Source organism: Legionella lytica, from assembly GCF_044626755.1.
GTDB classification, from domain to species: domain Bacteria; phylum Pseudomonadota; class Gammaproteobacteria; order Legionellales; family Legionellaceae; genus Legionella; species Legionella lytica_A.
The window spans coordinates 1-12,039 of record NZ_JBGORX010000017.1 but is presented as its reverse complement, the minus strand read 5'-3'; the positions used below and the strand labels follow the sequence as shown (position 1 = coordinate 12,039).

Below are 12,039 nucleotides of genomic sequence, written 5' to 3'. Positions count from 1 at the left end.
TTAACAAAGCGAAATCGGTTATCTCTGAAGAGAATGCTCTGATATTAAAAGAAAAAGTCCATTATTTAAAAGGGGTTTTTTTACAGTGGTTGTCCAAAAAGGAACATGAATTTTTAGAGTGATAAGTATGAGAGGAAACCCTATAGATACTCACCTAGATTTATAATTTTGGGTATCTTGGTAGATAAAGCTCAGGTAATTGTTACAGCAATACAATCAGGTAGTGTAGTTCTTCAAAATATCATCATTATTAAATAATAGGTCATGCCAGTTTCTTAACCCCAGAAACTGGCATATACGCATCAATAGGAACACTAAAGAGAAGAAGATTTCATTAATGAGTCTTCTTGAGCATTCAAATTTATTTTAAGAGTTTTGACACCAGATAACCCACTCCGGCCGCAATAAGAACAGAGGCAATCGGTTTTTCTTTGATGTGCTCCACCAGTTCATCGTAATTGCATTCTATATTTTTTTGAGCATCACAAGCCTGTTTTTTTATTGTGTCACTAATGCCTTCAGTTTTCTCTTTAGCTTTATTAAGCATATCCTCGGCATTATCTTTCACTTTATCTTTCAAATGGTCAAAATTATCCATAATTTCCATCTCCGAAAAAAAGAATTATAAAATATAGAAACGTAGCCCCTGTTTATTCTTTATTTATCGCCAATCAAGGAGAATCCTTCCACCAAACCGGCTACCTAGGAACAGGAGTATTATTGCTATCCTACTCATCCATTGCCTTAATAGGTGGAACGGATTGCTCCTATAGAGCCGTTACCAGAGAGTTATAACTGATAATATTGGGTAATGGGCTCGCTTACGTTACGATCTGCGAAATTAGGCCACTGGTCTTTATCAAAGCCAGGCGCATTTTCTAAACGCTCCTTAGCCACGTTTAAAATAAAACAATCTTCTTCCTTATTGTAGGAAAAGGCCTTCCAGGGGATAGCAAAAAATTTATTTCCAAAACTCAGGAACCCACCAAAATCTAAAACCAAATAATTAGCTTGTCCTGATATTTTATCGAGAACAATTTCGTTAATTTCCCCAATATCCTCTCCAGAAGTATTCTGTACTTTTACACCAGTGATCTCACTGGCTTTTACTACATTATGATTTTCCATTTTAATGCTCCGTGGTAGGAATAATTACAATTAGTCTTGGGCTTCACAGGTGATTTTAGTGCAATCACGGCAGTTTTTAACTGCTAGATCAAAACTAGATGCAGCTGAAGTAGGATTCTTGGCCATTTGTTCATCGGCCTCTTTATCTTTAGCGACGTCACTACTACTTGCGTTGGTAGTACAAACCCAATTTCTTGTGACATCAGTTGCTGATGCGGCGTACAGAGTTGAACTACCTACTACCAATAAAGCGAAGATTAATTTTTTCATTTAATGCTCCTTATGGAATTATTTGTCCTGAAAATCTTTGACTGCTTTCTCTGCCTCTTCTTTGGTATAACCATAATGTTTTTGTAGTTTTCCATAAACCTCTTGATGATTTCCTTCAATTTCTGTGTAGTCATCATCAGTAAGTTTTCCCCATGCTTGTTTCATTTTGCCTTTTACTTCTTCCCACTTTCCTTGAAATATATCTTTATTCATAATAAATACTCCTTTAGTTTGATAAGACAGTACTGTTTGGGCAGAGCAACTAATTTGGTTTACATATTTTAGAACACGCGTGCAAATAGCCATACAAGAAAGAGAATGCTGATAGGAACCCCTAATAACCAAGCTATAAAATATTTCATGATTTCCTCCATGCACATCATAGAAACTAAGTATAGGCTAATTTTTTATTGCGTGATTTATCTTCTTAAGGTAGAGCACTTGTTTTTCACAAGCCCAGAAGTCATTTTAAGAGAAATGTCTCGAATAAGCTTACAAAAAGCTTTTGAAATTAAAAAAGGATGAATTTCCTTTATTTTTCTTATGTTACTCTAGTCATGTGTTTTATTTTCTTGCGAAGTGACTAATTGTGGGCCATATTTAACTGTGCTTCATGCATGAAGGAACACTGATAAGAAACTTATAAGGAGATTTAATAATGCATAATCAAACTAAAAATGGTGGGAAAGGACCTAGTTCAACCCAAGAGTCCCGAATTAAAGGTGGGGAGCATTCCACAAAAGCTACCACCAAGAAACAAACAAATCTTTCCCAAGACGATAAAAAAAGACCAGAAAAACCTCATAAATAAAATAAACTCTTGCCTTCAAAGAAGGCAAGAGGTGGTCCTCTTTATAACGCTATTTACGGATTTTCTTCCAAAAATGCGAGAATCTCAAGGAGAACCTCCTCCACCTACAGCGCGTCTTGACTAGGCAATAGCCAGCTCTTTTTGTAACCCTTTTACAAACTCAATGGCCTCAAAGACGTTTTCTGGCGTATAAAAAATAAAAGTATCGCTCTTTGCTCGCTTTAGTACTGTTTGAACCGCTAGATATTCATTCGAAATAATCTCAACTCGCGGGGTTCTGCCTGAATTGTTTATTCCTGTCATCAGTTCATGAGTGATATTTTCCTTTGTGTTTCCCCGAGTATCTTCTGGATGAGTAATGATAATTTCATCAAATAAGTCGGCTGCACAGAAGCCCACGTTTTGCATATCTATAGGTCTTCTATCCCCAGATACACTTATAATGCCCACACGCTGTTTATTTTTCAGAGTATTTAAGTAAGTTTTTAACTCTAAATACCCCGCTTCATTATGAGCATAATCCAACATCAGTTGAATCGTATCAAATGTAAATAGATTCATTCTCCCGGGTAAATTTTCTGGAGTAGGGTGAAAATTATACAGTCCTTCCTGGATGTCTGCTAAAGAGAATTTAGATACATAAGCCACGAGAACCGAGGGAAGTATGTTTTTAATCATTGCACTTGCATACCCCTTGAATGCAAGCGGTATGTGGGAAAGGGAAGCTATTAGGGTTTTGGTAATTCCTTTTTGAACGACAATGAAGTCATTTTCGATATAACATGCTAATCCATCGTGTACTTTGCAATGATTTTGAATTCGGTGGGTATTTTTTACAGAAAATAATGCAACAGCACACGAAAGCTCTGTGTTTAGAGCATACACTAAATCGTCTTCAGCATTTAAAATGCAGTAGCCATTTTTTTTCGTGCTTCTCGCTACCACGGCTTTAACTTGAGCTAACTCTTCAAGAGTATTAATTTCTTTTAATCCCAAATGATCGCAAGATACATTGGTAATAATGCTGATGTCACATTCATCAAACGCTAAACCTGAGCGTAATATTCCTCCACGGGCGCATTCTAAAACAGCAAAGTTAACGTTCGGCTCTGCCAATATGGCTTTTGCGCTTTTAGGACCACTGCAATCACCGGCAAAAATTAACGTCCCATTAACATAAATGCCTTCTGTGGTTGTATACCCTACACTAAGTTTTGCATTTTGTGCTAAAAAAGCGGTTAATCGAACAACTGTAGTTTTGCCGTTCGTACCTGTCACTGCCACAATAGGAATAGTGCTTTTACTCTCGGGCGGATAGAGCATATCTAAAATGGGTGCTGCTACATTCCTGCTTCGACCTAGTGACGGTTGTAAATGCATACGAAGTCCGGGACCAGCATTTACCTCAATCACAGCGCCATTATATTTTTGAATCGGTTGATTGATTCCTTCCGATATGATATCGATGCCACAGATATCTAAATTTACACTACGTGCAATACGTTGTGCCAAATGCATATTTAAAGGGTGCACCAAATCGGTAACATCAGTCGCTGTACCTCCAGTGCTTAAATTAGCCGTACTTTTTAAGAAAAGTATTTTTGATTCGGGAAGTATTGTGTCTAATGACAGTCCCTTTTCGCTCAAAAGATTAGTTGTTTCTTCATCAATCTCAATATTAGTTAAAACATTTCCATGACCTTTACCGCGGTTAGGGTCTGAATTAACTTTCGCAATAAGTTCTTTAATCGTTTGAACACCATCCCCCTCAATGCAGGCGGGCGTTCGTTTAGCAACTGCAACTACTTTATAATTAACTACTAAAAAGCGGTAATCATTACCTCGAATGTATTCCTCCACGAGCACTTTTCGGGAGATTTTTTTTGCCAATTCATAGCCTAATAACGCTTTTTCCCGCGTAAGAATATTTGTTAATACACCTCTACCATGATTGCCATTAAAAGGTTTGATAACTAAAGGAAATGAAAGTACTTCCAATGCGTTATCTAGCTCTTCTAAAGAGCAAACGGTTGTGCCATGGGGCACGGGAATACACTGATTTTCTAAAACTATTTTTGTTAATTCTTTATCGCTGACCATATCCATTCCAATAGCGCTTGTTTCGGAAGAAACAGCAGCCCATATGGATTTCTGATAACAGCCCTGGCCAAATACCACCAGTGAGCTGTTAGGGAATGTTTTAAATGGAATGTTTCTTAATTTAGCCTCATTAACTAAAGAGGCGGTGCTGGGGCCTAATTGCGCTTGTTGGGCCATGCGTTGAAGAACACCAATATTATCTTCTAATTCCGTGTACTCCTGGCCTGCTGCGAGCTGTTTCACTAGATTAAAGGCTGCTTTACCTGCATAAAGCCCAGCCTCTTCATGCTCATAACTGAATATTACGTGGTATACACCGGGATTAGAGGTACCGTAGGTCCGACCAAACCCACAATCCATTCCTGCAAGTGTTTGTAATTCTAAAGCGACATGCTCTATTATATGACCTAACCAAGTTCCCTCATTTAATCTCAGGATAAATCCCCCAGGAATCCCAGGCGAACAACGATGGGTATTTAAACTTGGAAGTAGCTTAATAAGATTTTCATTAAAATGTTCTATAAGATTACTGGGCAGCTCTTCATATTGTTCAATATCAATAGTGAAAACAATCAGTTTTTTTCTATAGTTAGACCAGTAGTTAGGTCCTTTTAATACTTGGGTATTAATTATAAACAATTAGCTAAGTCCTTTTAAATTATTAAGAGATTCATTTCTCAGGTTACGTTTAGAAAGGTATTTAACTCTTCCTTAATTTTCATTTAGGTATTTTTGGAAAGAGTAAGCGTATGTTTCTATTTTATTTATGTAATGGAATAACCTGACCCTAAGTTACTTGATAGACGGAGGTATGTAAAGCTTCTCGCTTCTTATAAAAGGTATTGGAGGAAGCTATTCTTCAGTGCTCGCTGGAGTTTATAATCTTTAATATAGAGATCAATATTTTTGAGTGAGTTTAAGTTACTTCTAGTAATTTCTTAAAAAGAAGAACCTATACGAATAACTTTCAATTTTAATTAGTATTAGGATAATAAGAGAGTTGAATTTGGCTCAATCCTCAGTGGAATAGGTTATTTGGCACTGAGCCTTTTGGTAGTCATTCTGTGTTAAGCCAGAGATTTTATTTTTTCCATTTAATTTCAATTTCGAGCTCGCATTCCTTATCTGCCTCTTCATATTCAAAGTCTACATGGGGATCTACGGGGACATAAATGCGCTGTTTATTTATTTGTATTTGAAAACCTTTATTTTGTTCAATCGCATCTGCAATTCGTCGTAATTTATGTGCAATTGCTAATGCCCCATATTCTTTTTCAAGTTCAATTTCATCATTTTGTTCCATCAAAACCACCCTTAAGTTATTTCAAGAGATCTTCCCTTATTCATTATAAATGTTGAAACCAGCGCTGTAATCTATAATAAACAGGGCACTTTGTTTAATTATAGTTTATTTAAAAGGAAATCTTCGGAGCAATAGCAAAATTGCCCGCTGCGGGTAAAGCTGATTAAGATGCTTTTGTATGATTGTTTCCAAGTCTCTATCTAGGAGTTACGATTAAGTTAATAGGAGCATAATATGGACATATATAACTATTTGCATAAAGATCATTTGAGCGTTTCAAAACTCTTTAAACAGATTATCGATTCCCAAGATTCCGAAGAAAGAAAGCGATTATTTATAGAGGTGAAGAAAGAACTTGAGTTACATGCCGATCCAGAACGAGATACTTTTTATAAAGCTTTAGAAAAGCGGGCAAAAGGGAAGGAAGATGCTGAGCATGGGGAGGAGGAACACAAAGAAATAAAAAAAGCACTCAAAGCTGTAGATAAATCAGAAACTGAAAGCCAATGGTTAATTAATATAGGAAAACTTATCCACATAGTAGAACATCATGTTGAGGATGAGGAAACAACTTTGTTTGAAGATGGAAGAAAAATTATTTCTGATACTAAAGCAGAATTGTTAGTTGAAGAAATGGAATCCTTAAAAGATAAATTACGCTCTTCAAAAAAATTTATTGAGACTTTTGGGAATTGAGCGCCCCATAGGTGAATGGAATACTAAGGAAAATGCTACCAGCTTAAAAACTGGTAGCATAGCACAGTTAGGAGTTACGATATTTTTCCCAACGTGTAGACAAATCCTTCTCAGGTAATGTTTCGTTGACCCCTAAAATAATACCACCCGATTGAATTTCTGTTTCAATCACCTTCGCCTTATCTTCAGAAATCCCCCAGCCTATTAGAGAGCCTACCAATCCACCGGTAATGCCTCCTGCTCCTGCCCCTGCTAATCCTGCTGCAATAGGGCCTGCCACAACAAGACCTAATCCTGGTATGAGTAAACTAGTGCCTAAGGCGGCTAATGCGCCTACAATTCCTCCTAAAGCAGCACCGGTAGCTCCTCCCACTGCCAGTCCTTCAGAGGCTTTAGACCCCTCCTTAACGAGAACCGAATTATAGTATTTATTTCTAGAGTCCTCTGACATCAGCACAGTGATATCTTGTGGAGCATAACCGGCATCAAGGGCTTCTTGATATGCTTTTTCGGCAGCCTCAGGGGTCTTAAATACTTCGGTGGTTATATGTATGTCTTTTTGTGCGTCCATAACGTACTCCTTTTTTGGTCAATTCCTTGCTTTTAGAATGTAATGAACCAGTTTTCCCACCAGTTCGCATCATAAAACGTTTAAATTTATATCCCTGTTAATCAGAGCTAATCCGCCTTGTAACAATATATTTCCTTATCTCCGGCATTTACGGGTTTTAATACTAAAGGCTCTTCACCACCACCCTCAGTCTTGTTCATAAGACAACGATACCCAGAGAAGGTATAGTAATAATTGCCCTCGGGCATTAAATATCCTTTTGAAGTAGTATAGGTTTTATTATCTTCATCTACGGTAATGGGTACACTTTTCCAGGAATTGGTTTGAGTATTAATGACACTCTCTGCAAACCCAGGAGAACCACATCCAATAAGAACCATGCCTATCATAAGTTTTTTCATTATAATCTTCCTCAAATATTATGAATTTATTAAGCGTTAGGAGAAGAACGAGAAGTCCAATCGCATTGAAGTGAACCTCGTTCTTCAGTTACTAAAATCTAAGACTTAAAAGATATCCTGCTGGCTATTTTCCTCAGATGTTAAGGGCCACCTCGGGTAAGTAAAACAACAATGAGGACGATGAGTATTATTCCTACCCCACCACTGGGGTAATATCCCCATCCACTGCTGTAAGGCCAGGTAGGTAATACTGCAAGTAGAATAATGATTAACAGTAGTAAACTTAAATTCATTATGAGCTCCCTATATTAACCGGCATAGAGACACGCGAGTATCTATACATATACCGATTTTCCTAAAGGTTCGAGGCTAAAAGTAAAGAAAAGTCTCTCACGGTAATTATAGACAACTTGAGAGCCCTTGCTCATATTAGGAAGTTTTCGCTGAGAGATACGCGGTGGGTGTATAATAAAATTGGCCTATACTTAGATTCAATGATAAGTATGGAGATTGTCAGGAAATATTTTATTGCCTAGTTACTGGGTGTCCGTGTTAGCATTCTTCATATTGTGTGATTATTTTCCATAAAGATATCTTTCAAGAAAATGGGAAGAGATAAAGGTAAAATGAAACAAGCTTGGGAAAGCTCACTGATTTGAGGAAACAGGGCTACTGAGGTAGCCCTAAGAAGTCACCAATTAATTTGGCAAAGCTAATGGAGCGGCTCCAGTAGGGAAATTTAATATGACTGATACGCTTTTCTATTGTTCATAACACCTTTATTTCAGATTTTAGAGTTTTTAAAGAAATTGAAATTACTCGGAGTTACTCTTTTCCTCGAGTCAATTATTTAGAGTGTTTGAAATGGATAAGCCTCTACTTTAGCTTCGAGTAAGAAGGGGAGGATTACCCTTTTACTTCAGATAAAAAGTGTTTAAACATTAATAAAATATCTAAAATAGTGGCGAGTTATTCTGAATTAAACATCTAGCCAAAAACAATTGGATTACCTTTCTAACTTTTAATTATTTTTGTTCCGGGGCTGATTCGCCATGTGGATTGGGTTTATCATTATTCTCAGAATTACAACCTGTCAGATTTATCAAAAAAATGAGACAGAAAGAAACTATTAATTTTTTCATTGCTTTCCTTAGATTAATTATATTTAACGTATATTTATATTAAAGAATAGTAAATTATTTTTAATAATACTAATGAGGATTATATATTGAATTCAATGACTGATCTTAAATTTATCAATTTACTGGAAATATAAATAATATTGTCATAAATACCTATGATATATGGATCACCTCTTTACGAGAGCAAAAACTTGTAAAATTAATTGAGTTAACCCACACTAAATTTCCATATTCATTTCAAACTGATAGGGATATTCATGACTAATAAAAGGAAAAATTTTAATAAAATAAAGTTAAAAGATGAAGTATTGGTGCAGGACGTTGGTGGAGATGTTCATCGTGTTGCAGAAAAGGGTACTCCCGTATTGACAACTCAGCAGGGAATGCCGATTTCCGATGATCAAAATACATTAAGACTTGGTGGAAATGGTCCTACATTAATGGAAGATTTTGTTTTTCGGGAAAAAATTTTCCATTTTGATCATGAGCGAATCCCTGAGAGGGTGGTTCATGCTCGAGGCTTTGGCGCTCACGGTTATTTTGAAAACTATAAATCATTAGCAAATTTTACTTCTGCAAATATTTTTCAGAATGAAGGTGAAAAAACACCTGCTTTTGTTCGTTTTTCTACAGTAGCTGGAAATAAAGGTTCAATGGATTTGGCAAGAGATGTGCGAGGATTTGCAGTTAAGCTTTATACTAAAGAAGGGAATTGGGATCTGGTAGGTAATAATATTCCTGTATTCTTTATTCAAGATCCAATTAAATTTCCCGATATTATCCACGCGGCAAAGGAAGAACCAGATAGGGGATTTCCTCAGGCTCAAACAGCGCATGACACTTTTTGGGATTTCATTTCATTAACCCCTGAAAGTATGAATATGGTGATGTGGATTATGTCGGATAGGACTATTCCCCGTTCTTTTCGATTTATGGAGGGATTTGGGGTACATACGTTTCGTTTGATTAATAAAAAAGGGAAGTCCCATTTTGTCAAATTTCATTGGAAACCAAAACTTGGGGTTCAATCTGTGCGTTGGGATGAAGCAGTAAAAATAAACGGTGCTGATCCGGATTATCATCGACGGGATTTATGGAATTCTATAAATAGTGGAAATTTTCCTGAATGGGAACTAGGACTACAAATTTTTGATGAAGAATTTTGCGAACAATTTCCTTTTGATGTACTTGATGCAACCAAAATTATACCCGAAGAAGAAATCCCTGTAATCAAAGTAGGGCGCTTAGTGCTAGATAGATGTGTGGATAATTTTTTTGCTGAAACAGAGCAAGTTGCGTTTTGTACTCAAAATATTGTCCCCGGTATAGACTTCACCAATGATCCCTTGTTACAGGGAAGAAATTTTTCATATTTAGATACGCAATTAAAGCGCCTAGGGAGTCCAAATTTTACTCATCTTCCAATTAATGCTCCTAAATGTCCCTTTGCTAATTTTCAACAAGATGGTCATATGGCCTTTTATAATTCTAAAGGGAGAGTAAATTATAATCCTAACTCCTTTAATGAGGGACCTGCGGAAAATCCTAGTTTAGGTTTTAAATCCTATCCACACCAAATAGAGGATAGCAAATTAAGGGTGAGGCCGGAAAAATTTGCCGATCATTATAGCCAGGCTAGACAATTTTATATAAGCCAAAACCCTGTAGAGCAACAACATCTAATTAATGCCTTAATTTTTGAACTTAGTAAGGTGACGATTGAAGAAATTCGAGCTCGAATGGTCGCTCATTTATTAAATATTGATAAAGAACTTGCAACGAAGGTTGCGCAAGGATTAGGTTTGGAAAAATTACCGGCCGCATGCCAAGCTGCTAAACCAACACTAGAACTTCCGATCTCAGATAAGCTCAGCATATTGAAAAATAATCCCAACACATTAAAAGGAAGACATTTAGGTATAATCGTTGGAGAGCAAGCTGATGCAAAGTTATTTAATAACTTAATCCAAAAGATTGCAAATGAAGAGGCTGTATTCACGGTGATTTGTCCTACTATAGGAGGTGTCACTTTAAATGATGGGAGCCATATACCTGCACAAGAAAAAATTGGTGGAGCTCCATCAGTATTATTTGATGCAATTGTACTTCTCCTGAATGAAGAAGATAAATTATTAACAAGTATAAAAGTCAATGAGTTTATTTTAGACGCCTTCTCTAATTTTAAGTTCGTTGGCTTTAACGTAAGCTTAGAAAAAATATTAATAAAAAATCCTCTTTTAAAGTTGGATAAGGGTTTCCATTCTATTAATTCAATATCTGATATAAATGAGTTCCTCTCTTCTTGTCGAAAAATACGGTTCTGGGAAAGAGATTTACCCATTTAAATCTTATTCAGGGCATCATTTTATTGATGCCTAACCTGCCATAAAAGTTTAGTATCGTTGATAAGTAAATGTTAAAAACAAAAGAAAAAAGTTCTAATGATTATTTCTTTATCCCTTCGGATATTAATCGGGGCGGTAGTGGCATGCGTTTCGGAGTAATGAGGTCTAATAGGGGCCTCACTTGGGGTAAGATTAATGCTATTTTTGTGTATTCCAAAATATTCACGCAAAATCCCTATATATCCGACAATTAATTCTGTTCCGTGCGTCTTGCATTCAATTATCTTCGGACACGTGGTATGTCATTAAAATATATTTCCCTCCAGAGAAATTCCCGAAGAAACAATTAGTAAACGGCATAATCATGACCGCCGTAAACAGTTCACTCCACTGATGGCGCATTATCTAACATTGAGGGAGATCATATGCTCAGAAAAGATTAGCATACCTTAATACCCGGAAAGGGTCTTTGATCGTGGTAGCATCACCAAAATTTCCATTTGGGAATAAATTAATTTCCAAGGGAGAGCATTCCCAAAACCAACACAAAATGGTTATTATTTGCCACTACAGTGTTAAAATTAATCAGAGAATCGCGTGTCAATCACGGGCTCGACTCATAAAAGATTTATAAAGGCTGTGATTAGCCTGCCCACATACTTAATTTCTCATTAGCCCAAGAGCAAAATGAATCATTCTATTTCGATATAAATGGTAATTAATATTAATCATTAGCGTAGGAGCATTTGATGCAGCACACATACAATCTTAATAACCTTGATCTAAAAAATGGTGCGGAAATAGCGCACGCCTTTGCAGCCCTCCCAGCCAGTGTCAGCTCACTTAATTTGAGATTCAATTCCCTTGGCAACAAAAGCGGTGATGAATTAGCACAAGCCTTTGCAGCCCTCCCAGCCAGCGTAAGTTCTCTTGATGTGAGTTACAATTCTCTTGACCTAAAAAGCGGTGCTGAATTAGCGCAAGCCTTTGCAGCCCTCCCGGCCAGTGTGAATTCTCTTGATGTGAGTGAAAACTCTCTTGGCAACAAAAGCGGTGCTGAGTTAGCGCAAGCCTTTGTAGCCCTCCCGGCCAGCGTGAGTTCTCTTCATTTGAGCGGTAATTACCTTGACCAGTTACCTTTAGAGGAGCTAAATAAATTAAGAAACTCTCTTCCTAATATAGAAACAATTACTTTAAGTGAGTCCGAGATTGCGCAAATGGAACCAATGAGCCGTGCCGCATTAAAAGCGATTTTTCCTAATATTAAAACCA

At 36.8% G+C, this 12,039-nt stretch carries 12 protein-coding genes and 1 pseudogene; 4 read left to right on the top strand and 9 right to left on the bottom strand.

Translation table 11 applies throughout. The annotated features are described in order from the left end of the window. Positions 1-361: 361 nt before the first annotated feature. From ACD661_RS16795 to ACD661_RS16780, 4 genes are all read right to left on the bottom strand, one after another. On the bottom strand, positions 362-598 hold the full coding sequence (locus ACD661_RS16795; protein WP_400188994.1) for an ElaB/YgaM/YqjD family protein: 237 nt from the start codon (positions 596-598) through the stop codon (positions 362-364). A gap of 191 nt (positions 599-789) precedes the next feature. Continuing rightward, positions 790-1,128: a PRC-barrel domain-containing protein gene (locus ACD661_RS16790; protein ID WP_400188993.1), complete on the bottom strand. Its 339-nt coding sequence runs from the start codon at positions 1,126-1,128 to the stop codon at positions 790-792. Between the two features lie 30 nt (positions 1,129-1,158). Next, a complete protein-coding gene (locus tag ACD661_RS16785; protein WP_400188992.1) occupies positions 1,159-1,398 on the bottom strand; it encodes a hypothetical protein in 240 nt (79 codons plus the stop codon). An 18-nt stretch (positions 1,399-1,416) separates the two neighbouring features. Further along, positions 1,417-1,611, bottom strand: a complete 195-nt coding sequence (locus tag ACD661_RS16780; RefSeq protein ID WP_400188991.1) for a CsbD family protein — start codon at positions 1,609-1,611, stop codon at positions 1,417-1,419. Positions 1,612-2,056: 445 nt separating this feature from the next. On the opposite strand from ACD661_RS16780, the gene ACD661_RS16775 reads away from it, so the two are divergent. Next, positions 2,057-2,209: a hypothetical protein gene (locus ACD661_RS16775; RefSeq protein ID WP_400188990.1), complete on the top strand. Its 153-nt coding sequence runs from the start codon at positions 2,057-2,059 to the stop codon at positions 2,207-2,209. Between the two features lie 120 nt (positions 2,210-2,329). Here ACD661_RS16775 and cphA read toward each other — a convergent pair whose 3' ends face one another. Both cphA and ACD661_RS16765 read right to left on the bottom strand, forming a co-directional pair. Continuing rightward, complete coding sequence (cphA, locus tag ACD661_RS16770; RefSeq protein ID WP_400188989.1) at positions 2,330-4,948, bottom strand: cyanophycin synthetase; 2,619 nt, start codon at positions 4,946-4,948, stop codon at positions 2,330-2,332. 442 nt (positions 4,949-5,390) lie between these two features. Next, complete coding sequence (locus tag ACD661_RS16765) at positions 5,391-5,612, bottom strand: amphi-Trp domain-containing protein (protein ID WP_400188988.1); 222 nt, start codon at positions 5,610-5,612, stop codon at positions 5,391-5,393. A gap of 234 nt (positions 5,613-5,846) precedes the next feature. On the opposite strand from ACD661_RS16765, the gene ACD661_RS16760 reads away from it, so the two are divergent. Beyond that, positions 5,847-6,308 carry a hemerythrin domain-containing protein gene (locus tag ACD661_RS16760; protein WP_400188987.1) on the top strand — a complete coding sequence of 154 codons (462 nt, stop codon included), beginning with the start codon at positions 5,847-5,849 and terminating at the stop codon, positions 6,306-6,308. Positions 6,309-6,375: 67 nt separating this feature from the next. Here the strand turns inward: ACD661_RS16760 and ACD661_RS16755 are convergent, their stop codons facing one another. The 3 genes from ACD661_RS16755 to ACD661_RS16745 form a co-directional block, all read right to left on the bottom strand. Continuing rightward, positions 6,376-6,879 carry a hypothetical protein gene (locus ACD661_RS16755; RefSeq protein ID WP_400188986.1) on the bottom strand — a complete coding sequence of 168 codons (504 nt, stop codon included), beginning with the start codon at positions 6,877-6,879 and terminating at the stop codon, positions 6,376-6,378. A gap of 107 nt (positions 6,880-6,986) precedes the next feature. Further along, positions 6,987-7,280, bottom strand: a complete 294-nt coding sequence (locus ACD661_RS16750; RefSeq protein WP_400188985.1) for a hypothetical protein — start codon at positions 7,278-7,280, stop codon at positions 6,987-6,989. A 140-nt stretch (positions 7,281-7,420) separates the two neighbouring features. After that, entirely contained in the window at positions 7,421-7,573 is a 153-nt protein-coding gene (locus tag ACD661_RS16745) for a DUF3309 family protein (protein ID WP_400187994.1), read from the bottom strand. Between the two features lie 1,106 nt (positions 7,574-8,679). Between ACD661_RS16745 and ACD661_RS16740 the strand changes: the two genes are divergently transcribed. Together ACD661_RS16740 and ACD661_RS16735 are read left to right on the top strand one after the other, a co-directional pair. Further along, on the top strand, positions 8,680-10,767 hold the full coding sequence (locus ACD661_RS16740; RefSeq protein ID WP_400188984.1) for a catalase: 2,088 nt from the start codon (positions 8,680-8,682) through the stop codon (positions 10,765-10,767). A gap of 749 nt (positions 10,768-11,516) precedes the next feature. Further along, positions 11,517-12,039: pseudogene (locus ACD661_RS16735) on the top strand (hypothetical protein); the annotation flags it as partial.